This is a genomic window from Catellatospora chokoriensis, from assembly GCF_011297315.1.
Lineage (GTDB): Bacteria > Actinomycetota > Actinomycetes > Mycobacteriales > Micromonosporaceae > Catellatospora > Catellatospora citrea.
The window spans coordinates 231,101-256,249 of the sequence record NZ_JAAOTI010000014.1 but is presented as its reverse complement, the minus strand read 5'-3'; the positions used below and the strand labels follow the sequence as shown (position 1 = coordinate 256,249).

Genomic DNA, 25,149 nt, shown 5'->3' with positions numbered 1-25,149 from the left:
CGCCCGGCATCGCATGCGTTACATCCGATTTGTCCGCTTAGCGACACCGCGATCACACCCACGAAGCAGCGGCACACTCGTCCGTGGCAGCCTGTACGGGTGATCAAAGCGGTGGTGTTCGACTGCGACGGCGTGCTGGTGGACTCGGAGATCATCAACAACGCGGTCTTCGCGGAGCTGGTCACCCGCGCCGGCCTGCCCACGACCCTCGCGCAGAGCATCGAGCGCTACATGGGCCGCGCCACGGTCGAGTGCGTCGCCGACGTCGAGCGCGAGCTGGGCCGCCCCGTCGGCTTCGACCTGCCCGCCGTGTACGAGCGCGAGGTGCTGGCCCGCCAGCGCGACGAGCTGGCAGCCGTCGACGGCGTACGGGAGCTGCTCGAACTGCTGCGCGACGCGGCGGTGCCGGTGTGCGTGGCGTCCAGCGGGACCCCGCAGGAGATCGCGTTCCGGCTGCGGGTGACCGGGCTGGCCGAGTACTTCGGCGAGCACTGCTACAGCGCGTCGATGGTGACCCGGGGCAAGCCCGAACCCGACCTTTTCCTGCTGGCCGCCGACCGCATCGGGGTGGACCCGGCGGACTGCGCCTTGATCGAGGACAGCCCGTTCGGGGTGCGCGGCGGCCGGGCCGCGGGCATGACCGTGCTCGGCTACGCCGCGCTGGCCTCGGCGGACACGCTGCGCGCCGCCGGGGCCGAGCACGTCGTCACCGCGATGGCCCAGGTCCCGCCGCTGCTCGGCTTCACAGCTGCTTGAGGCGCCCCACCACGTGCTCGCCGAGGCCGTTCAGGAAGGCCACCGGCTCGGCCGTGTACGGCATCAGGTGCACCTGGGTGACGCCCAGCTTCGCGTACGGCTCCAGTGACGCGGCGAGGTCGGCCCCACCGGCCGCGTCCGGGGTGATCGGGGCCGACCAGGCGATCGTCTTGCGGATGCGGTCGTAGTCGGTGCCCTCGCGCTCGCAGTGCCGCTTGAGCACGTCGAGCTTCGCCGCGATCTGGTCCGGGGCACTGTCCGGCCCGGCGAACAGGTTGCAGGCGTCGGCGTACTTGGCGACCAGGCGCAGCGTCTTCTTCTCGCCGCCGCCGCCGATCATGATGGGCGGGTGCGGGGCGGACAGCGCCTGCGGCGAGTTGACCGTCTCCGCCAGCTGATAGTGCCGCCCTTCGAAGGGGCCGTCGTCGTCGCTCCACATCTGGCGCACGATGCGCAGCGTCTCCTCCAGCCGCTCGAACCGCTCGGCGACCGGCGGGAACGGCACCCCGTACGCGGCGTGCTCGCGGTCGTACCAGGCCGCGCCGATGCCGAGCACGGCCCGGCCGCCGGACAGCACGTCCAGCGTGGTCACGATCTTCGCGAGCAGGCCCGGGTGCCGGTAGGTCACGCCGGTGACCAGCAGCTGCAGCGTGACGGTGCTGGTGCTCGCGGCCAGGAAGCCCAGCGTGGTGTAGCCCTCCAGCATGGGCATGAGCGGGCCGCCCAGGTCCATGCCGTCCATCTGGAGGTAGTGGTCCATCACCGACAGGTTGGCCACCCCGGCCTCCTCGGCCGCCCGCCCGGCCGCCGCGAGGGTCGGGCCGATCGCCGCCGTCCCGCCGGGGAACGTGAAGCTGACGAGGTGCACTCCGAGATCCATGCGAAGCTCCCTGCGGTCGGCCGCCCGGCCCGCCGCCACACCGCGGCACCCGACGATCCTGCACGAAAGCACCATCCTATGTCCCCGCTCGCCACCCGCCCGGACCACTTCCAAGATCATCCATAGCCGGTACGGCACGGGCGGTGACACAATCGCCCGGTGCATCTCGACGACGTGTGGCTGCGCTACCACCGCGGCACCCCGTGGGTCCTGCAAGCCGTCACGGCCCGGGTGGAACCCGGCGGCATCGTGGTGGTGCTGGGCCGCAACGGCGCCGGAAAGTCCACCCTGCTCCAGCTGATCGCAGGGGTGCTGCGCCCGACCCGGGGCCGGGTCACCGACCGCCCCGCCACCGTGGGCTGGGTCCCGGAACGCTTTCCCGCCGACCAGACCGGCACCGTCACCGGCTACCTGAGCGCCATGGCCGCGGTCCGCGGGCTCCGCCCCGCCGCCGCCACCCGGGCCGTCGACGAGTGGGTGCAGCGACTCGGCCTCGGCCGCTTCCGCGACGTCAAACTGCCCGAACTGTCCAAGGGCACCGCCCAGAAGGTCGGCCTGGCCCAGGCTCTGCTCGCCCCGCCGGACCTGCTGATCCTCGACGAGCCGTGGGAGGGCCTGGACGCCGCGACCCGCGAACTCGTCCCCGGGATCGTCCTGGAGGTCGTCGCGCGCGGCGGCTCGGTGCTGGTCAGCGACCATCGCGGGGAGACCGTGCGGCTGCCCGGCGCGGCGACGTGGACCGTCGCCGACGGCACGCTGACCACGGCCGCACCCGACACCGGGCAGCGCTGCGTCGTCGAGGTGGCGGTCGAGGCCGCCGACCTGGCCGGCGCCGTCGCGCGCCTGCGCGAGCAGGGGCATCAGGTGCTGCGGGTACGCGAAGAGGTGGGCTCGTGATCGCGTTGGCCAGGATGCGGCTGCACGGCTTCGTCCGCACCGGCCGGGCCGTCGCGCCCCTGATCGCCGCGCTCGCGGTGCTGTCGGTCCTCTACGGCGGCGGGCAGGCCGAGGCCCGTGAGGCATACGGCGTCTCCGCCCTGGTCGTCTTCCCCCTGCTGGCCTGGCAGACGAAGATCCTGCTGGACGTCGAGCCGGACGTGCAGCGCCGGCTGGCCCGCGTGGCGCTCGGCTCGGCCCGGCGCGAGATCGTCGCCGGGCTGCTGGCCGCCGCCGCTGCCGGGCTCGGCACCATCGCCGTCGCGCTGGCCGTGCCGTGGATCTCGGGCAGCGTCAAGACCGGGCCGGACAGCCTCCCGCGCATCCTCCTGATCGGACTGGGCGTGCACCTGCTGGCGCTGGGACCGGCCGTCGCCCTGGGCGCGCTGTCCAGCCGCGCGGTCACCCGCACGGCGGGCACGGGCGCGGCCGTCCTGGTCACCGGCTCCGTCCTCGCGATCGTGCTGGGCTTACAGGGCTCCCCCGCCCCCTGGCTGGTGCCGCCCCTGATGGCCGCCACCCGCTTCACCACCTCCGGCGGCTCCACCCTCACCGCCCTCACCCTGACCGCGCAAGCGGCCCTGTGGACTGCTGCCGCCGCCTACACCTACGCCCACCTCCGCCGCACCCGCACCTGACCCGCCCCACCACCCCACGGTGCCGCGGTCCCACCGCCCGCCAACCCACGCCGCCACCCCGCGGCCCGCCTCGCCCGCCGACCCGCGGTGCCCGCCCCGAGGCGCAACTCTTGAAGAGTTGCGCCCTCCGTGCGCCTCGAAGGGCGCGACTCTTCAAGAGTTGCGGCAGGAGGGTGGGCGCAACGCCTCAAGAGGTGCGGCAGGAGGTGCTGGCAGAATGGGGCGGGTGCCTAGCTTTCGATCATGGGATGGGACCGAGCTCGTCTACCGGGTCGTCGGGGACGGGCCGCCGCTCGTGTGTGTGCCGGGCGGGCCGGGGCAGGCGGTGCGATACCTCGGTGAGCTGGGTGGGCTGTCCGCGACCCGGACGCTGATCCTGCTCGACAACCGCGGCACGGGCGACTCCGCCGTGCCCGCCGACCCGGCCACCTACCGGGTGGACCGCATCGCCGACGACGTCGAGGCGCTGCGCGCCCACCTCGACTTGCACACCATGGACCTGTTCGGCCACTCGGCCAGCGGCGGCGTGTGCTTCCTGTACGCCGACCAGCACCCGCAGCGGCTGCGCCGCCTGGTCATCGTCGACCCGTCGCTGCGCGTGCTCGGCCTGCCGTCCGATCTGGACGTGGCGCACGTGCTGGCAGAGCGCTCGCACGAGCCGTGGATCGACGAGGCGGCCGCCGCGCTCACCGCCGAGGCCGCCGACGACGAGGACCTGGAACGTCTGCGCCGGCTGTCCGCCCCGCTGCTCTACGGGCAGTGGAACGACGCCGCGAAGGCGCAGGCCGCCGCCGAGCCGGCCGAGTTCGCCAAGCCCGCCACCGACGGCTTCTACGCCGGTTACGAGCCCGATCCGGCGCTGCCGGACAGGCTGGCCGAGTCGGCCGTGCCGACGCTGCTCGTGGTCGGCGAGCACGACATCTGGCCCACCCGCCACGCCGTACGCGCGCTGGCCGGGCGGCTCAGCTCGGCACGGCTGACGGTGCAGCCGGCGTCGGGTCACTTTCCGTGGGTGGACGATCCGCGGACGTTCGCGGCGACGGTGGAGTCGTTCCTGAGCGAGGCCGCAGCAGCAGCATGAGGCCGCCGGCCAGCAGGCCCCAGAAGGCCGCGCCGACCCCGAGCAGCGCCACGCCCGACGCGGTCACCACGAAGGTGACCACCGCCGCCTCCCGGCCCTGCGCCTCGGCGGTCGCCGACGCGATCGCCGCGCCGAGCGCGCCGAGCAGGGCCAGGCCCGCCACCGCCTCGATCAGCAGCGGCGGCGAGCTGAGCACGAACGCCGTCGCCGCGCTCGCGCCGAGCCCGAGCGTGATCATGCCGATGCCCGCGGTCACCGACGCGATCCAGCGCCGCCGCGGATCGGGGTGCGCGTCGGGACCGGCGGCCAGCGCGGCGGTGATGGCGGCCAGGTTCACGGCGTGCGAGCCGAACGGCGCGGCGACCGCCGTGGCCGCCCCCGTGCCGAGCAGCACGCCGCGCAGCGGCGGGGTGTAGCCGTACCCCTGCAGCACGGCCATACCCGGCACGTTCTGCGAGGCCATGGTGACCAGGAACAGTGGCACGGCCAGGCTCACCAGCGCCTGCCAGGTGAACACCGGCGCGGTGAGCACGACCTCCGGTGCGGCGGCGGCCCCGCGCAGCGCGGCCGGGGAGTCCAGCACGATCACGAGCACGGCCGCGGCCAGCGCGGCGGGCACCGCCCAGGCCCGCGCGAAGCGGTTCAGCACCAGCCACACCAACACGATCGGCGCGGCCAGCAGCGGCACGTCGACCAGCGCGCGGACCGGGGCGATGCACAGGTCGAGCAGCACACCCGCGAGCATCGCCGCCGCGATCGGCCGCGGGATCGCCGCGATCGCCCGGCCCAGCGCCGGGAACAGCCCCGACGCGACGATCAGCGCACCGGTGACCAGGAACGCGCCCACCGCCGCGGCGAACCCGCCGTCGACCGCGCCGGTCGCGGCCAGCAGCGCCGCGCCCGGCGTGGACCAGGCGATGCTGATCGGGATGCGGTGCCGCAGCCCCAGCACGATCGCCGTCGCGCCGGCGGCCAGGCATACCGCCAGCAGTCCTGACGCCGCCTGACGCGAGTCGGCCCCGACCGCCCGCAGCCCCGCCAGCACCACCGCGAACGTGCTCGCGAACCCGACCACGGCCGTGACCACCCCGGCCAGCACCGGCTGCAAGACTCCCCTACCCACACCCACCCCTCTCGGCCCGCACCCCACCCACACCACCCGCCGACACCCGCCCGCGCCGACCCACCCCGCTTTTTCATAGACGTTGGCCTATTACGTCGAGTTTGATCTCAAAATTTCCACGAGATAGGCCAGCGTCCATGAAAGTCGGGTGGGTTGCACAACGAGGCTGCGCGGAGTTGCCCTGAGGCATCGTTCCGCAAACGGAACGGGGCTCGTGGTGCACGATAGCTCCATGAGCGCGCGTCCGGCAACCGCCCGCAGCAGCCCGCCCCCGGCCCTGGAGCAGGGCGCCGAGGGCGTCGGCCCACGGCTGCGCCACCTGCGGGAGCAGGCCGGGATCTCGCTGTCGGAGCTGGCCCGCCGGGCGAACGTGGGCAAGGCGACGCTGTCGGGGCTGGAGAACGGCACCCGCAACCCGACCCTGGACACGCTGTGGTCGGTGACCGCCGCGCTCGGCGTGCCGATCACCGCGCTGCTGGCCGGGCAGCAGGCGGGCGTGATGCGCGGCACCGCCGTCGAAGCCACGCTGCTGCAGGTCTTCGAAGACGACACGGTCACCTACGAGCTGTACCGGATGGTCGTCCCGCCCGGGGCCGCACAGCACTCACCCGCGCACCACGCCGGGGTGACCGAGCACATCACCGTCTTCGACGGCGTCCTGCGGGCCGGCCCCGCCGACGCCCCGCTCACCGCCCACCCCGGCGAGCACATCCACTGGCAGTCCGACGTCCCCCACCTCTACGAAGCCGTCGGCGACCGTCCCGTCCACGCCAGCCTGCTCATCCGCTACCCCCGCCCCTGACGGTCAGAGCTTGCGGGCGGTGAGCAGGAAGCGCTGGGAGTGGGCGACGAAGCGGCCGTCGGCGCGGATCCGCTGGTCCATCGCGACCAGGCGGTCGTGGTGCTTCTCCACGGAGAAGCCCGGGACCGTCCAGATCACCTTGCGCAGGAACACGATCGCCGCGGCGACGTCGTAGAACTCGGTGCGCAGCGCCTGCGGCCGCAGGTCCGTGACGGTCAGCCCGGCGGCCCGCGCCTCGGCGGCCACGGTCTCCGGCAGGCGGCCCGTGCCCGGATCGACGGGGCCGAGGAAGAACTCGCTCAGCTCCCGCATCGACCCCGCGCCGATCTGCTGCGACAGGTAGCAGCCACCGGAGGTGAGCACGCGGGCCGTCTCGGCCCAGTTGGTGACGGTCGGATGGCGGCTGGCCACCAGGTCGAACGACGCGTCCGGGAACGGCAGCTCCGCCCCGTCGGCCGCCTCGGCGACGGCGACGCCCAGCGGGGCCAGGGTCCGGCGGGCCAGCGCGAGGTTCGGGGCCCAGGACTCCGTGGCGGCCACGGTCTCCGGGCGGTGCGGCGCGCGGTGCAGGACCTCGGCGTACACCTCGCCGCCGCCGGTCTGCACGTCGAGCACGGCGGTCGCGGTCCCGACGCGCTCGGCCAGCATCCGCGCGTAGCCCCAGGACGGGCGCTGCTCGGTGGCCCGCCCGGCGAACCAGCCGAAATCCCAGCCGTCCACGGACGCGTTCGCGCCCTCCGCCAGCAACTCCTCGAACGATCTCACCCGGCCAGTCCAGCGCAGAGCGCACGCCCGCGCAACGGGTTTACGACAGCTCGGCACCTTTGCGCGCCGTGCCGCGTTATGCCGAATGACGGCAGGAGAAGGCATATGGTACGGCCGCAGCCACGACCCAGATCCTCGAACGACGTCCGGCGCAACTCCCACGGCACGACCTATGTCGGCCGCACGGCGATCCAGAGCCGCGCCCTGACCATGGTCGCCGAGGGCCGCCAGCGCTGGAGCGAGCACCACATGCAGGTGCAGGGCATCTGCGACCGGTGCGGGCACACCTATCCGTGCGAGGACGCGCTCCAGGCGGCCTGGCAGATCGTCTACTGGGAGCCGTACCTGCCGGCCCCGGGCCTGGTCCGGCCGTACGTGGACTGAGCCATACTCCCTAGCCATCCTAGGCTGTTACCTAGTACCATTAGGTTCATGGCACGGGCAGGGCTCACGGCGCAGCGGGTGACGCTGGCGGCGGCCGACCTGGCGGACACCGCCGGGCTCGACCACGTCACGATCTCCGCGGTCGCGCGCGGGTTCGGCGTGAAGGATGCGAGCCTCTACTCCCATGTCCGCAGCCTGCAGGATCTGCGGCACCGCATCGCCCTGCTCGCGGCCGCCGAGCTGGTCGAGGCGATCGGCGCGGCCGTGGCGGGCCGGTCCGGCCGCGACGCGCTGATCGCGTTCGCGGACGCCTACCGGGCCTACGCCCTGGCCCACCCCGGCCGGTACGCGGCCACCCAGCTTCAGCTGCCGCCCGAACTCGTCACCGCCGACCCGGTCGCGTTCCGGCGCACCTACGAGCTGACCTACGGCATGCTGCGCGGCTACGGACTGTCCGAACCCGACCTCACCGACGCGGTGCGCCTGCTGCGCAGCACGTTCCACGGGTTCGTGAGCCTGGAGGCCACCGGCGGCTTCGGCCACCCGCGCGACGTCGCGCAGTCGTGGCGGCGGGCCGTCGAGGCGCTGCACGTGCTGCTCGCACACTGGCCCGCCATGCCCCCGGCGGGACCCACCCGAGAGGACACCACCGCACCATGACCTGGCACCACCTTCAGCAGCGCGTCCAGCAGCACGTCGACGACCTCGTCGGCGCCGGGCAGGAGACCGGCGTGCAGGTCGCCGCATACCTGCACGGCGAGCCGATCGTCGACGTCGCCGCCGGGCTGGCCGACCCCGCGACGGGACGGCCGGTCTCGCCGGGCACCCCGTTCTTCAGCTTCTCCACCGGCAAGGCGCTCACCTCGACCGTGGTGCACGTGCTGGCCGAGCAGGGCCGGCTCGACTACGACCTGCGCATCGCCGACGTCTGGCCGGAGTTCGCCCGGCACGGCAAGTCCGGCGTGACGCTGCGCCACGCGCTCACGCACACCGCGGGCCTGCCCGCGCTGCCGCCCGACGTGACCGCCGTGGACCTCGCCGACTGGGACCGCATGTGCGCGATCATGGCTGACGCGACGCCGGTGTGGGAGCCGGGCACGGCGCACGGCTACCACGTGTGGACGTACGGCTGGCTGGTCGGCGAGACGGTCCGCCGGGCCACCGGCCGCACGGTGTCGCAGGTGCTGGCCGCCGACGTCGCCGCGCCGCTGGGCGTGCCCGGTGAACTGCTGCTCGGCGTACCCGATGCCGATCTCGACCGGCTCGCGGTGCTGTCCGACCGGAGCTGGTCGGACGCGCTCAAGCAGCTCAGCGCGCAACTGCCGAACTTCGACCGGGCGGTGCCGCACGGCACGCGGCCCGACGCCGACCTCGGCAACGACCGCGCCTTCCTGCGCGCGGACGTCCCGGCGGTGGGCACGGTGAGCGCCCGCGCCGCGGCCCGGATGTACGCGGCGCTGCTCGGCGAGGTGGACGGGGTCCGCCTGATCTCCCCGGCGCGACTGCAAGCGGTCAGCACGCCGCTCACCAGGGGTCCGGAGTGGACGTTCGGCATGCCGGTGCGGTGGACGCTCGGCTACGCGGTCGACGGGCCGATGATCGGGGTGGGCGGGCTCGGCGGCAGCCTGGCCGGGGCGCTGCCCGAACTCGGGCTGGCCGTGGCGGCGACGAAGAACGCGCTGGCCGTCGGCGACGGCGACCCGATGGAGCGGCTACGCGAGATGATCGTCGAAGCGGTCCGCCGCGCCGCCTGACCCGAGCGGCGCGCGCTGCCGCAGAGCGCGGCGGCCCAGGCGGCGGCGGTTGTCAGCCGCGGGTGAAGGTGCCCCAGCCGTCGGCGTCCAGGTGCGCGACCCGCAGCTGTTCCGCCGGGCCGGAGCCGTCCACGGTGAAGGTGACCCCGTCCAGGCCGACCGCGTTCTCGCCGGTGGTCTGGTAGCTGAAGGTGTCCGCGTCGTAGTGCGTCAGCGGGAACGCCTGCCGCTTCGGCCCGAGCGTCATGGTCAGCCGGTCGCCCTGCGCGGTGACGGTCAGCGGGCCGTAGTACTCGTTGGCGTAGCTGCCGGCGTACGCCGACACCGGCCTGGCGGCCGCCGGGTTCGCGGGCGGCTTCGCGTAGTCGGTCCGGGACGTGTCGGCGCTCTCCATCTTCTGCAGCACGCCGAGCATGAACGGCAGCCAGTCGGTCCGCTGCCGGCCGTAGGAGGCGATGTCCATGAAGTTGTACGCGACGGCCTCGGCCACGCCGATCGGCTGCGCGTTGGTCAGCACCACGATGCCGAGCCCCTCGCCGGGCAGCATCGTCACGTTGGTGGCCGCGCCCAGGTCGAACGCCCCGGAGTGGCCCAGCCGCAGCCGCCCGAACTCGTCGTAGCCTACGTTGAGGCCCAGCCCGTAGAAGCCGACCGGGCCGTCCGGGGCGCGCGGCGGCGCGGCGACGCTGTGCGGCAGGTGCGTCTCCTGCAGCGCCATCGCGTCGACGACCTGCCTCCCGTCGACCTTGCCGCCGCCGAGCTGCAGCCGCATCCACTTGTTCAGGTCGTCGACGGTCGAGCTGACCCCGCCGGCCGGGCTCTGCGCCTGCGGGTCGCGCACGTACTTCGCCTGCCACGCGTCGCCGACCTTGACGTGCCCGACGGCCCGGTCCGGGGTCTGCTCGTAGTCGGCGAACTCGGAGCTGGTGTCGGTCATGCCCAGCGGCCGGTAGAGCGTCTGCGCGGACAGGTCCTCCCAGCTGCGCCCGGCCGCCTTCGCCACGGCCAGCGCGGCCGCGGTCAGCCCGAAGTTGGTGTAGAAGTAGCTCGCCCGGAACGGCGCGAGCGGCTCCAGCCGCAGCCGGGACAGGATGTACGCGCGGTCGAAGCCGAGGTCCTCCAGCAGGTCCCCGGCATGGTCGGGCAGGCCGCTGCGGTGCGCGAACAGATCCGCCACGGTCACGTTGCGGGTCACCCAGGGATCCTTGAGCGCGAACTCGGGATCGTGCTTGATCACCGGGTCGTCCCAGGCGACCTTGCCGCCGCCGACCACGCCCGCGACGACGGTGGAGGCCAGCGGCTTGGACAGCGAGGCGAGCTGGAACACCGTGTCGGGGGCGACCGCGCCGGGCTCGCCGACCTTGCGGACGCCGTACCCCTTGGCGAAGACGACCCTGTCCCGGTAGACGACGCCGACGGCCACCCCGGGCACGCCCGTCTGCGTCATCGCCGCCTGCACCAGCCCGTCCAGCTGGGCCACCGCGTGATCCACCTTGGCCTGGTCGAGCAGTGGCGGCTGCTGGGGAACCGGCGCGGCCGCCAGCGACGGGCTGGGCGCCGGCGTGGGTGCGGGCGTGGGCTGGGCTGCCGCGGACCGGGCGTCCGGCCGGGCCGAGGACGCGGCCAGGGCCAGCAGCACCGCGAGCACGGCCACCGCCGAAGTCCGGCGGCGGCGGATGGTGGTCACGTGCCCAGTCAAGCCAACTCTTGCCGGAACCGTCTTGAATATCCGGCTTTTTCATAGAATGGGCATCGACTTCGGGACCGACCCACACTACCATCCATAGAGTTGAATTCGTACGCACACGAGGGGGCGACGATGTCGACCGGCGAACTCATGGCGGCCCGCACTTACCCGTTCAGCGACCCCGACCGGCTCAACCTGAACCCGCTCTACGAGCAGCTGCGCCACAACGAACCGCTGAGCAGGGTGCGCCTGCCGTACGGCGAGGAGGCCTGGCTCGCCACCCGCTACGACGACGTGCGCCTCGTCCTCGGCGACGCCCGGTTCAGCCGCGCCGCCAGCGTCGGGCGCGACGAGCCGCGCACCCACCCGCACCAGGGCGAGATGGGCATGCTCGCGATGGACCCACCGGAGCACACCCGGCTGCGCAAGCTCATCGCCAAGGCGTTCACCGCCCGCCGCGTCGAGACGCTGCGCCCGCGCACCCAGGAGATCGCCGACGAGCTGATCGACGGCATGCAGGCGCTCGGCTCCCCCGCCGACCTGGTCGAGCACTTCGCCACCCCGCTGCCCGTCACCGTCATCTGCGAGCTGCTCGGCGTGCCCTTCGCCGACCGCGACCGGTTCCAGCTGTGGTCCGAGGCGATCATCTCGACCACCTCGCTCACCCCGCAGCAGATCATGGAATACCTCGGCAACCTGCACGCGTACATCGCCGGCCTGATCGCCCAGCGCCGCGAGCACGAGACCGACGACCTGCTCGGCGCGATGGTCAAGGCCCGCGACGAGGACAACGACCGGCTCACCGAGGCCGAGCTGGTGCAGCTGTCGGCCGGCCTGCTCGCCGCCGGGCACGAGACCACGGTCACCCAGCTGCCCAACTTCGTGTACGTGCTGCTCACCAACCCCGACCGGTTCGCCGAGCTGCGGGCGGACCCGTCGCTGGTCCCCGCCGCGGTCGACGAGCTGATGCGGTACGTGCCGCTGGGCACGGCCGCCGCGTTCGCCCGCTACGCCACCGAGGACGTCATGGTCGGCGACGTGCTGGTGCGCGCCGGTGAGCCCGTGCTCGGCGCGCTGGCCTCCGCCAACCGCGACGACAAGGTCTTCGAGCACCCCGACGAGCTGGACTTCCACCGCGAGAGCAACCCGCACCTCGGCTTCGGGCACGGCCCGCACCACTGCGTCGGCGCCCAGCTGGCCCGGATGGAGCTGCAGGTCGCGCTGCAATCCCTGATCACCCGTTTCCCGAACCTCGAACTGGCCGTTGCCGAAGAGGAACTTCCGTGGAAGAAGGGCATGCTGGTGCGGGGTCTCCAGGAACTGCCGGTGCGCTGGTGAGCGGGCAGTGGAAGGTCGCGGTCGACCGGGACCGCTGCATCGGGTCCGGCCTGTGCGCGGGCACCGCGCCCGACTATTTCGCCCTCGTCGACAAGAAGTCCACGCCCCTGCGTGACCTGGTCGACCCCGACGAGGCGGTCAGCGACGCCGCCGACTGCTGCCCCGTCGAAGCCATCCTCATCACCGACCCCACCACCGGCACCACCATCGCCCCCGCCTGACCCGCCCGTCCTCGGGCACAGCCGCCACCCCGTTTTCGATGGACGCTGGCCTATTACATCGAGTATTTCGAGATCAAACTCGATGTAATAGGCCAGCGTCCATTCAAGGCGGGACGCGGGCGGCGCGACACCGGCCGACTCGGCCCAGGCTGGATGGGGGCGGGGCGGGTGAGATGGGCGACAGTCGCGGGGTGGGTTCGGCGGCTGGTTCGGCCATCGTGCGTGCGCTTGCGTACAGTTTCCGGGCGAGGCAGCAGGCGAGCACGGGAACGGGCGACAGGGATGACGATCAGCGAGCAGGAGCGCACCGGGATCGACGCTGCGCGTCTCGAGGTGTGCCTGAGCGTGCTGGCCCAGGTCGAGAGCCTGCCGACCGAGCACCCCGACGCGGTCGCGGTGCGCCGCGCGGTCGGGCGGCTGTTCAAGACCGTCAAGCAGCAGCGCCGCCGGGACAAGCGCGAGGAGATCCTCGCCGCGGACGAGGCGGTGACCGCGGCGACCGCCACGGGCGCGCCGGGCCGCATCGACGACGAGACCGCGGGCGTCTTCGGGCTGACCTCCCCCACCAAGGGCGACGTCGCCGGGCACCTGCGCCAGGCGCGGGCCTGCTACATCTGCAAGGACCGCTACACCCAGGTGGACGCGTTCTACCACCAGCTGTGCCCGCCGTGCGCGGAGCTGAACCACGCCCGCCGTGACGCCCGCGCCGACCTGACCGGCCGCCGCGCGCTGCTCACCGGCGGCCGCGCCAAGATCGGCATGTACATCGCGCTGCGGCTGCTGCGCGACGGCGCGCACACCACGATCACCACCCGGTTCCCGTCGGACGCGGTGCGCCGCTTCCAGGCGATGCCGGACAGCGGCGAGTGGCTGCACCGGCTGCGCATCGTCGGCATCGACCTGCGCGACCCGGCCCAGGTCGTGGCGCTGGCCGATTCCGTCGCGGCGCAGGGCCCGCTGGACATCCTGATCAACAACGCGGCGCAGACCGTGCGCCGGTCGCCGCAGGCGTACGCGCAACTGCTGGCCGCCGAGTCGGCCCCGCTGCCGGACGGGCCGCTGCCCGAGCTGATCAGCTTCGGCCACTACACCGGGTCGAGCCCGGCCGCGGCGGCCATCCAGGCCATGCCGCACCAGCAGCTGAGCCCGGAGCTGGTCACCTCGCTGGCGCTGACCACCGGCGGGGCGAGCCTGGAGCGGATCGCCGACGGCTCGGCCATCGACGCCGGCGGCCTGGTGCCCGACCTCGACCCCAGCAACAGCTGGGTGCAGGTGGTGCAGGAGGTCGACCCGATCGAGCTGCTCGAAGTGCAGCTGTGCAACGTCACCGCCCCGTTCGTGCTGGTCGCCCGGCTGCGCGCGGCGATGGCCGCGTCCCCGGCGCGCCGCAAGTACGTGGTGAACGTGTCGGCGATGGAGGGGCAGTTCAGCCGCAAGTACAAGGGGCCGGGCCACCCGCACACGAACATGGCCAAGGCCGCGCTGAACATGCTGACCCGCACCAGCGCCGGGGAGATGCTCGACGACGGCATCCTGATGACCGCGGTCGACACCGGCTGGATCACCGACGAGCGCCCGCACCCGACCAAGATCCGCCTCGCGGACGCGGGCTTCCACGCCCCGCTGGACCTGGTCGACGGTGCGGCCCGGGTGTACGACCCGATCGTGCGCGGCGAACTCGGCGAGGACCTGTACGGCTGCTTCCTGAAGGACTACAAGCCCTCGGCCTGGTGACGCAGCAGCTCTGACGCCTCGTGCTCGGTGACCGCCGACGGCGTGCCGAGCACGGTCAGCGCACCCTGGTAGCCCGCCCCCGGCGTGATGGTGAACATGCTGGCCGCGGCGACCACGTCGGGCCGCCCGTCGAAGCGGTGCAGGCGCGGGGCCTGCGCCGGCGCCGACACCTCGATCTTGGTCATGGCCACCCGCAGCCCGTCGCCGGTGGCCTTGAGCACCGACTCCTTGCGCGTCCAGTACGTGTAGAAGCCGTCCCGGTCCAGCGGCGCGGAGGCGGCCAGCTCCGCCTCGGACAGCGCCAGCCGGGCCACCCCGAGGATGTCGCGCTGCGGCTGGGCCTGCTCCACGTCGACGCCGACCGGTCCGGCCAGGCTCAACACGACCGCGATCCGGTCGCCCGAGTGCGACACCGACACGTCCGGCCCGCCGGGCACGGTCGGGCGGCCGTGCGGGACCGCGCAGTCGGTGCAGGCACGCTCGACGCGTACCGCCGCGGGTTTCTCGCCCAGGAACCGCCCGGCCAGCAGGCGCAGCAGCGCCGCGGCCACGGTCTGCCGCGCGCGGTCCTCAGGCCTGCGCAGCGACTCGCGCCGCGCCCGCTCGCTCTCGCTCAGCAGCCGCTGGTGCCAGGGCTGCTCGTCGGCCGGATCGGCCCAGTACACGTGGCATTGACCGGGGCGCGGAATGCTCACAGCTTCGCCTCGAACTTCGCCACGCCCGCGCGGGTGCCGTCGGCCGACAGCCGCGCCTTGGCCGCGGCGTCGCCCCAGAGCGTCCAGCGCAGGAAATCGGTCATCGTCTTGATGGTCTGGTCGAAGCCCTTCGCGCCGGGCCCGAGGAACGCGCCGTGGTCACCGCCCAGCAGCGTCAGGAAGGCGCGCGGCCAGGACGTCGCGCCGTACGCGTTCCGCCCGGTCTGGTAGCTCACCACGGCGTCGGCGTCACCGTGCACGAACAGCACCGGGGTGCGCGTGCCGCGGAACGTCCCCATCGAGCCGCCCGAGATCACGATCGCCGCGTCGACGCGGGTGTCGCGGGTGTTGGCCAGCATGCCCGCCGAGGTGAACCCGCCGGCGGAGTGGCCCGCCACGCCGAGGTGGCCCCCGTCGAGGTGCCCGGCCAGCAGGTCGCCGGCCTTGCCGTCCAGCTTCAGCAGCGCCGTCAGCACCGCGGAGGCGTCGGCGGGCTGGTTCTCCATGTCGGTCGGCTTGAACGGGTTGGCGTCGCGGTTGGTGAACGGGTAGGCCGGGGCGGCCACGACGAAGCCCGCGGCGGCCAGCCGCGTGGTGATCTGCTGGTAGCTCGCGGGCAGCCCGTGCAGGCCGTGGCTGAACAGCACCACCGGGAAGCGCCCGGCGGCGGCCGCGGCGTCCTTGCGCGGCGATCCGCCCGCCTTGCCGGTGGCCGGATACCAGACGGTGGTCGGCAGGGCGCGGTCGCCGCGGGAGAACTTCAGCGTGCGCACCCCCACGGCCAGCGCGCTCTTCGGCGCGGACCGCACCACCGGCGATGCGGACGGGCGCACGCTCGCGCTCGGCGACGGCGCGGCGGACGGCGCGGCAGCGGTCGCGCCCGAGGCCGCGGCGGTGCCGCTGGGCTGGGCGAACACGGGTGTTTCGGGGGCCGGCGAGGAGCACGCGGCGACGCTGGCCACCAGGCACAGGGCGAGCAGGCGGAGGGGGGCACGACGGTCCGGCACGCCGCCGACTCTACCGGCGTGGGCGGTCCGTCGATGGCCGCCCATCCGGATGCCGTCCGGCCCCGAATCCCCGTGGAGACCAGGAGGTGGATCATGAAAGCAGGCAGGCGCGGCGGAGGCGGGATGCCCGTGACGGCCGCATCGATCCGGCTGCCGGGCGGCCGGGCCAGCAACGTGCTCGCCCGGCAGTTCGTCAGCACGCAGCTCGGCGCGTGGAAGCTGCGCGACCCGGCGGGGGACGCGCTCATCCTCGCCTGCGAGCTGGTGAGCAACGCCGTGCTGCACGGTGGCGGGGCGGTCGCGATCAGGCTGGCCCGCACCGGCGACGGGCTGCGCATCGAGGTGACCGACCGCAGCCCGCAGCCACCGTCGCCGCGTCCGGCGGATGTCGACGGCGGACTCGGCCTGGGCCTCGTCGACGACCTGTCGGCCCGGTGGGGCGTGGTGCCCGGCCGCACCGGGAAGGTCGTCTGGCTGGAATGCCGCCTGAGCTGACCGGGCGCGCGAGCGCCCGCTCGCGCGCCCGGCGGCCGGAACACCGCTCAGGACAGCAGCGAGGAGTCCCCCAGCAGGCGGGTCACCGCGATCTCGAGCGCGACCCGGTTCGGGTTGACGCGGGGCTCGCGGTAGCGGGTGGTGTACCGGGCGACGGCGTCGGCGACCCGATCCGGGTCGCCGGTGACCGTCGCCTCGCCCTGCAGGGTCAGCCAGAAGCGGCCCTCGAACTGGCACAGTGCCACGGCCGGGTTGCCGCGCGCGTTGGCGGCCTTGCGGCTGGCCCCGTCGCAGATGACCCGGGCCAGGCCGGTTGCCGGGTCGTAGGTGAAGCCGACCGGGGTGACGTGCGGGCTGCCGTCGGGCCGCAGGGTGGTCAGCGTCGCCAGCCGCCGTTCCGCGAGGAACAGCAGGCCCGCACCGGAGAGGTCCCGCCTGCCGCCGACCATGCGCACTCCCCCTGCCGAAGCTCCGTCCACACCGATCCAACAGCATGGACGGAGCTTCGAGCACGCCTACACGCGGGTGACCCGCACCGCGTCGGCGATGACGTAGCCGGCCGCGCTGGTCCACCGGCTGACGCCGACGGCGTTGTAGTCGCCCGCGGCGAGGTTGAAGGTGCCCAGCGAGCGCCACGCGCCGCCGCCGGTGCGCTGGTCGAGGTTGACGGTCTGGTTGCCGCCGGAGGTCACCACGACGTGCGGCGCGGAGGCGCTGTAGCCGGGGTCGGCGGCGTGCCAGACGTCGACGCGGTAGTTGGCGGTGGCCGGGATGTTCACCTTGAACCAGGCCGCGTCGCTGGCCAGCACCGGGTTGGCGAAGCGGTAGTCGGCGCCGTAGCGCTGGCCGGAGAACGTCGAGGTGCCCCAGTTGGCGCTGGCCGTGAACCGGCCCGCGGTGGTGTTGTCCACGATGGTGCTGAAACTCGGCGGCGGCGCGGACAGCCCCAGGTGCGCCGCGATGCCGTTGGCGTGGCCCTGCGCGGTGGCGGTGAGGAACGCCGCGCTCTTGAGCAGGTTGGCGTCGGCGACGGTGTCGATGAACAGGTTCTCGGTCAGCACCGCGGGCATGTTCGACTCGCGCAGCACGTGGAAGTTCGCGGTCTTCAGACCGCGGTCGGTGACCGAGCCGGCGGTGCGCATGCCCGAGAGCACCCGCGAGTGCAGTGCGTTGTGCAGGTTGACGGTGGCCGTGTCGGAGGTCAGGTAGCGGTAGCTCTCGAAACCGGTGCCGCCGCCGGAGTTGATGTGGACGCTGACGAAGATCGTGGCGCCCCAGGCGTTGGCGTCGTCGGTGCGCTGGGCGAGGCTGACGGTCGTGTCGGTGGTGCGCGACATCCGCACGTCGACGGCGTAGTTGGCCTGCAGGATGTTGCGGATCTGCAGGGCGATGTTCAGGGTGAGCGCCTTCTCCTGGAGCCCGTTGGCGACCGCGCCGGGGTCGGTGCCGCCGTGTCCGGGATCGAGGTAGACCTTCGGGTTGGCGGCGAAGGCGGGGCGCGCCGCGAACGGGGCCGCCGCGATGCCGGCGGCTGCGGCCAGCAGGGTGCGGCGGCGCACGGAGGGGTTACCGAGCATGAGCACCTCTCAGGGTGGTGGGGGTCGGCTCGGCGCGACTATAACGACCTTCGATAGATCAAAGAAAGATGTCTACGAAACTCGTTGAATCTCTGTAGTTTTCCTACCTAAGCGTCACTGCCGGTGACGACACGGCTGGGGAGCAGCACAGGGTGTCGTCACCGGCAGCGGGTCGGCGAGCCCGGCGCCACCGGTGACGACACAGCTGGGGAGCAGCGCAACGTGTCGTCACCGGCGGCTGGTCTGCGGGCCGGACGCGGGACGGGTCAGTCGACGGTCTTGAGGACGCGCTCGATCGAGTCCATCCGGTTCTTGATCTCGGCGAGCTGCGTGCCGAGCTGTTCCTGCTGCTGCTTGGCGATCACGTTGCGCCGGTTCATGGTGATGTAGACGATCGCCACGACGGCCTGGCTGACCACGAAGACGAGGCCGATGATCATGTAGTCCACGGGAGGCTCCTTGGGTGTTCCGGCCGCCTGCGGGCCGGAGGGCGGGTGGGTCAGTCGGTCGGGCTGAGGGTGCGGACGGCGCCGGCGATCGTTTCGGGGGACAGCAACACGCTGAAGTCCTCAAGCTCGTAGAACTTCATCGCCTTGCCGTCCTCCGACACCTCGATCGCCGATCGGACGAGCCTGGCTGCCTCCAGCTTCTGCAGGTGGACCTGCAGCAGCGGGCGGCTGATCTCCAACTGCCGGGCCAGCCGGCTCACGTAGTCGCGACCGCCGGCCAGCGCGGCCACCACTCGCATCCGGTGCGGGCTCGCCAGGGTGGCGAGCAGTCTGGCGAGCTCGTCACCCGTCAGTTCCGCGGATCTCACGTTTGCCCCTTGCACATGCCAATAGATGTTGGCAGGTGCAAGGCGCCGTGTCAAGCATCCACGGAAGAAGATCTCTCACCGTCGGGTGCGGCACCGTCCAGATGCGCCAGCGCCGCACTGACCAGGGCCCTTATCCCGGTCGGCAGGGCCAGGTCCACATCGGGGGCGTACCGCGGCGAGTGGTTGGCGGGCAGCGACTGCAGCTTCTCCGTCGCCGTGGCGCCCGGGGCCACCGCCCACTGCCGGGGGCCGACCGTGCCGAGCATCCAGTAGACGCCGGCCGCGCCGGACTCGGTGAAGTGCGGGAAGTCCTCGGTCGCCAGCGACGGCGGGAACCACGCCACCCGCTGCCCGCCCAGGCACTGCTCGTGCGCGGCCCGGGTGCGGGCCATCGCCGCCGGATCGTTGATGTTCACCGGCGAGCTCGACACCAGCGTGATCTCCGGATCGGACGGGCAGGCCGACGCCGCGCACTCGGCCGTCACCACCCGGCGCACCGCCTCGCTCACCCGGGCCAGCGCGTCGGGCGACACCGACCGCACGGTCAGACCCAGCGTCGCCCGGTCCGGCACCACGTTGGCCTGGGTGCCCGCGTGCAGCGTGCCCACCGTCAGCACGACCTGCTCCGCCGGGCCCACCTCACGCGACACGACCGTCTGCAGCCGCAGCACGATGGCCGCGGCGGTCACCACCGGGTCGACGGCCCGGTGCGGGCTGCCCGCGTGGCCGCCGCGCCCGTGCACCACCACCTCGAAGGTGGCACTGCCGGCGGTCATCGGGCCGCCGCCGTGCGCCACCATGCCCGCCGGCAGCGGCGCCGCGTGCTGCGCCAGCACGACGTCCGGCCGCCCGAAACGCTCGTAGAGCCCGTCGTCGAGCATGGCCCGGGCCCCGGTGAGGGTCTCCTCGGCGGGCTGCCCCACGGCCAGCACGGTGCCCGCCCAGTGCGCCCGCCCGGACCCGAGCAGCACGGCCGCCCCGGCGAGCGCCGCCACGTGCAGGTCGTGCCCGCAGGCGTGCATCACGGGCGCACCCTCGCCGGCGGCCCGGCTCGCGTACGGCAGGCCGGTCTGCTCGGCCACCGGCAGCGCGTCCAGTTCGGCCCGCAGCAGCACGGTCGGGCCGGGTCCGTTGCGCAGCACGCCGACCACCCCGGTGCCGCCCACCCCCTCGGTCACCGCGAACCCGGCGTCGCGCAGCCGCGCGGCCAGCGCGGCCGCGGTGCGGTGCTCGGCCCCCGACAGCTCGGGATGGGCGTGCAGGTCCCGGTAGAGCTCGCCGGCGGCCGCGGCCGCCTCCTCCACCCCGGACAGCACCGATTCCCCAGTGGACATCGTTCATCGCTCCTTTCGCTTTGCTGTCACCATTCGAAAGCGACGTGACAGCGGGACACCGGCCGATCGGTGAGTGCGGCCGGGTGAAATGGAGAAGCAAGAGAAAAGCGGGCCGGAACGGCCGGCCGGCACAACAAAGGGAGCAGATCATGCAGCACAAGAACGAGCTCGCGAACCTCGCCAACGAGATCCTCGCGCTCGAGTCGGAGACCTTCGCGATCTCGGACTACGCCGACGCCGCCGAGGCCATCCTGGCTTCCTGCTCGTCGTCCGCGACCACGTCGACCACCTCCAGCACCACCTCCACCACGAGCTGCAGCGCCTGACGAACCCGGCTTCGGCCGGCCCGGCGACCCCATGAGGCGGTCGCCCCCCACCCGGGGGGCGACCGCCTCAAACCGTTTCCGGGGCCCGGACACATCGGTGTCAGTGGACCCGTCGGCCACTATCCGACCGCCCTGTCCAATGGATGTCCGATTGCTGTCCGAACACTGTCGCGAGTGGTTAGCGAGGTGACAGCGGAACACCTGTCGATCGGAGAGCGGGGCCTTATTGAATAGACATGTAAGCGCGACCGGCCGGAAAAGCCGGCCGGTGCGGACACCAGGGAGCAGATCATGCAGAACAAGAACGAGCTCGCGAACCTCGCCAACGAGATCCTCGCGCTCGAGTCGGAGACCTTCGCGATCTCGGACTACGCCGACGCCGCCGAGGCCATCCTCGCGTCGTGCTCGTCGTCCGCGACCACGTCGACCACGTCCAGCACCACCTCCACCACGAGCTGCAGCGCCTGATCCCCGCGGCCCGCACGGGCCCCGCACCACCTGTGCGGCGGTCGCCCCGCTCCCCCGGGGCGATCGCCGCAGATCCGACTCCCGCCGGGCCGGCACGGCAGCCGGCGCAGCGGTCCGCGGCGCCGTCGTCGCTCGTCCCTGTCGAGCGAGCACGGTGCCCCTTTGTGCTGTCACCACGCTGTCACCCGCGGACAGCGCCCTGACAGGGTCATGCATGTCGATCGGTGAGCGGCCTCCGATGGAATGAAGAGGCAACAGAGACCGGGGCCGGACAGGCCGGCCGGGGTCACCGAGACAAGGGGAGTTGTCATGCAGGAGACCGCCACGATGGTGAAGCTGACCGACGAGATCCTGGCGCTGGAGACCGAGACGTTCGCGATCTCGGACTACGCCGACGCCGCCGAGTCGATCCTCGCCTCGTGCTCGTGCTCGTCGACCACCTCGACCACGAGCGCCACCACCTCCACCACGAGCTGCAGCGCCTGAGCCACCCCGCAAGGCCCATTGAGGCAGTCCGCCCCCACCGGGAGCGGCTGCCTCAAAAGCGTTTCCGGGCCCGGTCACCGGTGGACACGCCGACGGCCCCGGAGCGAGCCGGGGCCGGTGAAACGAGAGGCCCCGCCCGGCGCAGCGCCGGACGGGGCCGTGGACACGGTCACGGGAACGGATGCGGCACCACCCGGAGCTCCCCGTCGGCCAGGTCGGTGTCGCGCAGGCCGGCCCGGCGGAACGCGGTGCGCAGCCGCGGCATCCGCAGGGCCCGCTGGCGGGCCCAACCGAAGTCGATCGGCAGCAGCCCCGGCACGATGGTGCACACCGAACGCAGCCCCATCCGGGACTGCTCCGGCGTGGTCTGGTCCACCACGATCACGTCCGAGCCCGCGTCGACCAGCTCCTGCTGGCACAGCCGCAGGTCGTCGAGCAGGTGCCGGGACGCGCCGCGCCGGGCGTTCCAGGTCGCGTACAGGTCGGACATGGGGCGCTGCTCCGTGACCCGCAGGTAGGAGTCCGCGTGGTGGCGCATCTCCGGCAGGCCGAACAGCCCGGCATGGTCGGTGAGCTGGCGGACCAGCCGGTAGTCGTGCATCATCGCCCGCAGCTCGGGCTCGCGCCGGCGCACCGAGCGCGGCTGCTGCGGGATGTAGGTCAGCGCCTCCGACAGCGCGCCCTCCAGCGCCGCCTGCGGGTCGAAGCCCGCCGCGGCGGCGAAGGACAGCGTGCCCGGACCACCGTCGCGGCGCACCGCGAGGCTGGTGACCACGGGCACCGCGAGGTCGATGCGGTTGTCGAAGGCGAGGATGTCGTATCCCTGCAGCGCCGCCCGGTCCACCATGGCCCGGACCACGTCGTTGTCGCACGAGTCCAGGTCGATCCGGGGCAGGTCGGCGTTGCCGTACCAGCCGAGCAGGAACGAGTCCCGCTCGATGAGTTCCAGCAGCCCGAACAGCACGGCCTCTTCGAGGCAGCTGCCGGTCGCGGAGCCGTTGGAGGAGGAGAAGACGAAGTTGTCGCCGGGCGCCCCGGAGCTGAAGTGGCAGAACCGGCGCGGCACCAGGATCGGCCGCTCATCGCGCAGCGAGTAGCCCCAGATCCAGGGGATCGCGGCATCCGGTGAGTACGGCGCGGCCAGCGGGTCGGTCCGGTAGACGTCCGGGTCGTAGAGCCCGCAGTCCTCCGGGTTGAGCGCGTGGTCGGCGACGTTGGCGTAGGAGTCGACGACGAGCCGCTCCGCCCGGCGGCGGTGCGAGCCGGCGTACCGTTCCAGCCCCTCCAGGAAGGCCAGGCTGCGGCTGGTGGCGAACGAGTTGGCCTGCCCGCTCCAGCTCACGTCGAGCAGCCCGGCGTACCCGCGGATGAACACGCTGCCGGTCACCGGGGCGGTGGTCGGCGACGTGACGTTGATGAAGGTGCCCGCCCCCAGCGCCCCGCACACGGGGTTGGCCAGCGCCTGCACCGGCAGCGGGTAGCTGTCGGCCGAGCGCAGCCGGTAGCTGTCGGGGGTGCGCTTGCCGTGCGGGGTCAGCGTGAGCGGCCCGGCGACCGGGCTGTCCGTCCCGGACACCGCGCAGCCGGGGCAGAGCGGGTCGGCCAGGATCGGGACCGTGCGCACCTGCAGCGTGCGCAGGTCGAGCGCGCACACCCGGGGCAGCGCCGCGTCGGCGTCGCCGTCCCCGGTGGTGTGCGCCAGGGTCAGCGGCGTCTCCGCCCGGCCGAGCACGGTCGCCTCGTAGAGGCTCCAGGTCGCGTCGACGACGTACGCCGACAGCAGCGGCCAGCTGCCGGCCGGGGTCATCTCGGTGCCGATCTCGAGCGCGTCGCGCTCGGTGCGGAACCGCAGCCGCTGCCAGCGCACCCCCAGGCAGTGCCCGCAGGCGGGGACCGCGGGCGCGGCGCCCGGGGCGGACCAGGGTCCGACGAGCACCGCGCCCGAGGTCAGCGTGACGTTCGCGGCGGCCCGCCGCGGGTCGGCCGCGCCGAGCACGTCGGCGTCGCCCAGTGCCACCACACGCGGGGGCACGGCGCCGGGCACCCACGGGTAACCGGCGCGGTCATGGCGTTCGGTCAGCGCCGCCTGGAGGGCGAGCGCCGCCGGGGCGAGCGGCGCGCTGACGCGCGCCGCCGCTCCGGCTCCCGTGGGGGCGACGGGGGTCATGACTTGTTGCTCCAGCGGAACGTCTTGAGCGCGATCGCGCCGAAGCCCACCGTGTAGACCACCAGCGCGCCGAGTGCCACCAGGTAATCCGTCAGGTCGCCGCGCCCGTTGAGGGCGTACGACATGCCGTCGTTGACGTAGCGCAGCGGCAGCGCCCGCGACACCGCCTCGATCCAGCCCGGCATCATGTCGAGCGGGAAGAACGAGCCGGCGATGAAGGCCATCGGCACGATGATGCAGTTGGCGATGGCGGCGACGGCCTCCGGCGTTTTCGAGAAGTTGCCGACGATCACGCCGAGGGCGAGGAACGCCGACACCGCCACCACCAGCACCGGCAGCGACAGCAGCCAGTTGGCGTGCAGCTCCAGCCCGAAGAACGGCAGCAGCGCGACGCCGATGAACAGCACCGACTGCAGCACCGAGACCAGCAGCGAGACCACGGCGCGCGAGTTGAGCACCGACCAGATGCTGGCGGGGCTGAGCCGGATCAGCCGCAGCAGGTCGTCGTTGCGCCAGCTCATGAGGCTGAACGCGACGCCGAACAGCGCGGCGTTGGCGACGCCCCAGGACAGCACGCCGGGAGCGATGTAGTCGATGTAGTGGTAGCCGGTGTCGTCGACCTCGCGGCCCTGGAAGATCAGGCCGAACGTGATGAGGAACAGCAGCGGGAAGGCGAAGGTGAAGAAGACGGTGGCGGTGTCTCGGACCGAGGCCTTGAAGCTCGCCCTGGTCAGTGCTGCGTAGGCGCTCACTGCTGCTCCGATCCGGTCAGTTCGAGGTAGACGTCTTCCAGGGTGGCGGTGCGGGTCTGCACGCCGTCGAGGCCGGCGACCTCGGCGACGGCCGACAGCACCTTGGCGGCGTTGCGGCTGGAGATGACGACGGAGCCGCCCTCCACGGTCACGGAGTCCACGCCGTGGATGGCGCGGGCCTGCTCGACGGTGATCCGGTCGACCGCCACCAGCAGGCGGGTCGGCAGGCCGGAGTCGTTCACCAGCTGGTGCGGGCTGCCCAGCGAGACGACCTTGCCGGCGACCACGATCGCGACGCGGTCGCAGAGGGCCTCGGCCTCGTCCAGGTGGTGCGTGGTGTAGACGATGGTCTTGCCGGCCGCCTTCAGCTCGCGCAGCAGCTTCCACAGGTCGCGGCGGGCCTGCGGGTCGAGCGCCGCGGTGGGCTCGTCCAGGAAGATGACCTCCGGGTCGTGCACCAGCGCGGAGGCGATCGCCAGCCGCTGCCGCTGCCCGCCGGACACGTCGGTGACCCGCACGTTCGCCGAGCCGTCCAGGCCGACCACGGTCAGCGCGCGCTGCGCCGCCGCGGCGTCCTTGCCGTACAGGGCGGCCACCGTCTCCAGGTGCTCCCGCGCGGTGAGCCGGGTGAAGAACGCGGACTTCTGCGTCTGCACCCCCATCCGGGGCAGCAGTGCCAGGTTGCGCGGATGCGGCGACAACCCGAAGATCGACACACGGCCGGCGTCCGGATCGCGCAGACCCTCCACGATCTCGATCAGGGTGGTCTTGCCCGCGCCGTTGGGGCCGAGGATGCCGAAGAACTCGCCCTGCCCGATGGACAGGGACACGCCCTGCACCGCGTGCACGTCGCCGTAGCTCTTGGACACCCCGTCTATCACGATCGCAGGCGAGCCGCCCGCGTCGACCGCGTCTACGACGCTCAA

General features: G+C 72.9%; 29 protein-coding genes. 15 read left to right on the top strand and 14 right to left on the bottom strand.

The features are described from left to right. Positions 1 to 99 precede the first annotated feature (99 nt). Positions 100 to 756 carry an HAD family hydrolase gene (locus HAV39_RS22420; protein ID WP_239120084.1) on the top strand — a complete coding sequence of 219 codons (657 nt, stop codon included), beginning with the start codon at positions 100 to 102 and terminating at the stop codon, positions 754 to 756. Here the strand turns inward: HAV39_RS22420 and HAV39_RS22415 are convergent. Further along, positions 743 to 1,636, bottom strand: a complete 894-nt coding sequence (locus tag HAV39_RS22415; RefSeq protein ID WP_191841108.1) for an LLM class F420-dependent oxidoreductase — start codon at positions 1,634 to 1,636, stop codon at positions 743 to 745. The two genes, HAV39_RS22420 and HAV39_RS22415, sit on opposite strands and share 14 nt — an antisense overlap. Before the next feature lie 159 nt (positions 1,637 to 1,795). Here HAV39_RS22415 and HAV39_RS22410 point away from each other — a divergent pair, with 159 nt between their 5' ends. The 3 genes from HAV39_RS22410 (at position 1,796) to HAV39_RS22400 (ending at position 4,291) form a co-directional block, all read left to right on the top strand. Then, positions 1,796 to 2,533, top strand: coding sequence for an ATP-binding cassette domain-containing protein (locus HAV39_RS22410; protein ID WP_191841107.1), 738 nt, complete (start codon positions 1,796 to 1,798; stop codon positions 2,531 to 2,533). Continuing rightward, positions 2,530 to 3,210 (top strand): hypothetical protein, encoded by a 681-nt coding sequence (locus tag HAV39_RS22405; RefSeq protein WP_191841106.1) that lies wholly within the window; start codon positions 2,530 to 2,532, stop codon positions 3,208 to 3,210. Before HAV39_RS22410 ends, HAV39_RS22405 begins: the two co-directional genes overlap by 4 nt. 325 nt (positions 3,211 to 3,535) lie before the next feature. After that, positions 3,536 to 4,291, top strand: coding sequence for an alpha/beta fold hydrolase (locus HAV39_RS22400; RefSeq protein ID WP_308440847.1), 756 nt, complete (start codon positions 3,536 to 3,538; stop codon positions 4,289 to 4,291). Here the strand turns inward: HAV39_RS22400 and HAV39_RS22395 are convergent. Then, positions 4,173 to 5,414 carry a benzoate/H(+) symporter BenE family transporter gene (locus HAV39_RS22395; protein ID WP_191841104.1) on the bottom strand — a complete coding sequence of 414 codons (1,242 nt, stop codon included), beginning with the start codon at positions 5,412 to 5,414 and terminating at the stop codon, positions 4,173 to 4,175. The genes HAV39_RS22400 and HAV39_RS22395 overlap by 119 nt on opposite strands. Before the next feature lie 232 nt (positions 5,415 to 5,646). Here HAV39_RS22395 and HAV39_RS22390 point away from each other — a divergent pair, with 232 nt between their 5' ends. Then, positions 5,647 to 6,216, top strand: coding sequence for a helix-turn-helix domain-containing protein (locus tag HAV39_RS22390; RefSeq protein WP_191841103.1), 570 nt, complete (start codon positions 5,647 to 5,649; stop codon positions 6,214 to 6,216). A 3-nt stretch (positions 6,217 to 6,219) separates the two neighbouring features. On the opposite strand, the gene HAV39_RS22385 is transcribed toward HAV39_RS22390, so the two are convergent. Further along, positions 6,220 to 6,981, bottom strand: coding sequence for a class I SAM-dependent methyltransferase (locus tag HAV39_RS22385; protein ID WP_203736059.1), 762 nt, complete (start codon positions 6,979 to 6,981; stop codon positions 6,220 to 6,222). Positions 6,982 to 7,086: 105 nt separating this feature from the next. Here HAV39_RS22385 and HAV39_RS22380 point away from each other — a divergent pair, with 105 nt between their 5' ends. The 3 genes from HAV39_RS22380 to HAV39_RS22370 are packed head-to-tail and all read left to right on the top strand — an operon-like array spanning position 7,087 to position 9,119. After that, on the top strand, positions 7,087 to 7,365 hold the full coding sequence (locus tag HAV39_RS22380; RefSeq protein ID WP_191841101.1) for a hypothetical protein: 279 nt from the start codon (positions 7,087 to 7,089) through the stop codon (positions 7,363 to 7,365). 48 nt (positions 7,366 to 7,413) lie between these two features. Next, the gene (locus HAV39_RS22375) at positions 7,414 to 8,025 is read left to right on the top strand and encodes a TetR/AcrR family transcriptional regulator (RefSeq protein WP_191841100.1); all 612 of its coding nucleotides are present in this window, start codon (positions 7,414 to 7,416) and stop codon (positions 8,023 to 8,025) included. Further along, entirely contained in the window at positions 8,022 to 9,119 is a 1,098-nt protein-coding gene (locus HAV39_RS22370) for a serine hydrolase domain-containing protein (RefSeq protein WP_191841099.1), read from the top strand. Before HAV39_RS22375 ends, HAV39_RS22370 begins: the two co-directional genes overlap by 4 nt. A 52-nt stretch (positions 9,120 to 9,171) precedes the next feature. Here the strand turns inward: HAV39_RS22370 and HAV39_RS22365 are convergent, their stop codons facing one another. Beyond that, positions 9,172 to 10,806 carry a serine hydrolase gene (locus tag HAV39_RS22365; RefSeq protein ID WP_203736060.1) on the bottom strand — a complete coding sequence of 545 codons (1,635 nt, stop codon included), beginning with the start codon at positions 10,804 to 10,806 and terminating at the stop codon, positions 9,172 to 9,174. Positions 10,807 to 10,908: 102 nt separating this feature from the next. On the opposite strand from HAV39_RS22365, the gene HAV39_RS22360 reads away from it, so the two are divergent. From HAV39_RS22360 to HAV39_RS22350, 3 genes are all read left to right on the top strand, one after another. After that, positions 10,909 to 12,144: a cytochrome P450 gene (locus tag HAV39_RS22360; protein WP_308440837.1), complete on the top strand. Its 1,236-nt coding sequence runs from the start codon at positions 10,909 to 10,911 to the stop codon at positions 12,142 to 12,144. After that, on the top strand, positions 12,141 to 12,365 hold the full coding sequence (locus HAV39_RS22355) for a ferredoxin (protein WP_191841097.1): 225 nt from the start codon (positions 12,141 to 12,143) through the stop codon (positions 12,363 to 12,365). Before HAV39_RS22360 ends, HAV39_RS22355 begins: the two co-directional genes overlap by 4 nt. Positions 12,366 to 12,647: 282 nt before the next feature. Beyond that, positions 12,648 to 14,099: an SDR family oxidoreductase gene (locus HAV39_RS22350; protein WP_191841096.1), complete on the top strand. Its 1,452-nt coding sequence runs from the start codon at positions 12,648 to 12,650 to the stop codon at positions 14,097 to 14,099. Here HAV39_RS22350 and HAV39_RS22345 read toward each other — a convergent pair. Further along, on the bottom strand, positions 14,078 to 14,794 hold the full coding sequence (locus tag HAV39_RS22345; RefSeq protein ID WP_191841095.1) for a 4'-phosphopantetheinyl transferase family protein: 717 nt from the start codon (positions 14,792 to 14,794) through the stop codon (positions 14,078 to 14,080). The genes HAV39_RS22350 and HAV39_RS22345 overlap by 22 nt on opposite strands. Further along, complete coding sequence (locus HAV39_RS22340; protein ID WP_191841094.1) at positions 14,791 to 15,801, bottom strand: alpha/beta hydrolase family protein; 1,011 nt, start codon at positions 15,799 to 15,801, stop codon at positions 14,791 to 14,793. The genes HAV39_RS22345 and HAV39_RS22340 overlap by 4 nt, the downstream gene beginning before the upstream one ends. Positions 15,802 to 15,894: 93 nt before the next feature. On the opposite strand from HAV39_RS22340, the gene HAV39_RS22335 reads away from it, so the two are divergent. Continuing rightward, positions 15,895 to 16,296 (top strand): ATP-binding protein, encoded by a 402-nt coding sequence (locus HAV39_RS22335; protein WP_191841093.1) that lies wholly within the window; start codon positions 15,895 to 15,897, stop codon positions 16,294 to 16,296. Positions 16,297 to 16,343: 47 nt separating this feature from the next. Here the strand turns inward: HAV39_RS22335 and HAV39_RS22330 are convergent, their stop codons facing one another. The 5 genes from HAV39_RS22330 to HAV39_RS22305 all read right to left on the bottom strand — a co-directional run bounded on the left by HAV39_RS22330 (position 16,344) and on the right by HAV39_RS22305 (position 20,024). Then, positions 16,344 to 16,745: a PPOX class F420-dependent oxidoreductase gene (locus tag HAV39_RS22330; RefSeq protein WP_191841092.1), complete on the bottom strand. Its 402-nt coding sequence runs from the start codon at positions 16,743 to 16,745 to the stop codon at positions 16,344 to 16,346. Positions 16,746 to 16,811: 66 nt separating this feature from the next. Further along, complete coding sequence (locus tag HAV39_RS42790; RefSeq protein WP_239120088.1) at positions 16,812 to 17,873, bottom strand: N-acetylmuramoyl-L-alanine amidase; 1,062 nt, start codon at positions 17,871 to 17,873, stop codon at positions 16,812 to 16,814. A 266-nt stretch (positions 17,874 to 18,139) separates the two neighbouring features. Next, positions 18,140 to 18,322, bottom strand: a complete 183-nt coding sequence (locus HAV39_RS22315) for a hypothetical protein (protein WP_120315853.1) — start codon at positions 18,320 to 18,322, stop codon at positions 18,140 to 18,142. Between the two features lie 50 nt (positions 18,323 to 18,372). Continuing rightward, positions 18,373 to 18,690 carry an ArsR/SmtB family transcription factor gene (locus HAV39_RS22310; RefSeq protein ID WP_120315854.1) on the bottom strand — a complete coding sequence of 106 codons (318 nt, stop codon included), beginning with the start codon at positions 18,688 to 18,690 and terminating at the stop codon, positions 18,373 to 18,375. Positions 18,691 to 18,740: 50 nt separating this feature from the next. Next, the gene (locus HAV39_RS22305) at positions 18,741 to 20,024 is read right to left on the bottom strand and encodes an amidohydrolase (RefSeq protein WP_191841091.1); all 1,284 of its coding nucleotides are present in this window, start codon (positions 20,022 to 20,024) and stop codon (positions 18,741 to 18,743) included. A gap of 149 nt (positions 20,025 to 20,173) precedes the next feature. Here HAV39_RS22305 and HAV39_RS22300 point away from each other — a divergent pair, with 149 nt between their 5' ends. The 3 genes from HAV39_RS22300 to HAV39_RS22290 all read left to right on the top strand — a co-directional run bounded on the left by HAV39_RS22300 (position 20,174) and on the right by HAV39_RS22290 (position 21,304). Next, on the top strand, positions 20,174 to 20,350 hold the full coding sequence (locus HAV39_RS22300) for a thiazolylpeptide-type bacteriocin (RefSeq protein ID WP_120315856.1): 177 nt from the start codon (positions 20,174 to 20,176) through the stop codon (positions 20,348 to 20,350). A 291-nt stretch (positions 20,351 to 20,641) separates the two neighbouring features. Beyond that, complete coding sequence (locus HAV39_RS22295) at positions 20,642 to 20,818, top strand: thiazolylpeptide-type bacteriocin (RefSeq protein WP_120315857.1); 177 nt, start codon at positions 20,642 to 20,644, stop codon at positions 20,816 to 20,818. A 309-nt stretch (positions 20,819 to 21,127) separates the two neighbouring features. After that, positions 21,128 to 21,304 carry a thiazolylpeptide-type bacteriocin gene (locus tag HAV39_RS22290; RefSeq protein WP_120315858.1) on the top strand — a complete coding sequence of 59 codons (177 nt, stop codon included), beginning with the start codon at positions 21,128 to 21,130 and terminating at the stop codon, positions 21,302 to 21,304. Between the two features lie 169 nt (positions 21,305 to 21,473). Here HAV39_RS22290 and HAV39_RS22285 read toward each other — a convergent pair whose 3' ends face one another. The 3 genes from HAV39_RS22285 to HAV39_RS22275 are packed head-to-tail and all read right to left on the bottom strand — an operon-like array spanning position 21,474 to position 25,149. Next, positions 21,474 to 23,471, bottom strand: a complete 1,998-nt coding sequence (locus tag HAV39_RS22285; RefSeq protein ID WP_191841090.1) for a TOMM precursor leader peptide-binding protein — start codon at positions 23,469 to 23,471, stop codon at positions 21,474 to 21,476. Then, complete coding sequence (locus HAV39_RS22280; RefSeq protein WP_120315860.1) at positions 23,468 to 24,223, bottom strand: ABC transporter permease; 756 nt, start codon at positions 24,221 to 24,223, stop codon at positions 23,468 to 23,470. The genes HAV39_RS22285 and HAV39_RS22280 overlap by 4 nt, the downstream gene beginning before the upstream one ends. After that, entirely contained in the window at positions 24,220 to 25,149 is a 930-nt protein-coding gene (locus tag HAV39_RS22275; RefSeq protein WP_239120090.1) for an ABC transporter ATP-binding protein, read from the bottom strand. The genes HAV39_RS22280 and HAV39_RS22275 overlap by 4 nt, the downstream gene beginning before the upstream one ends.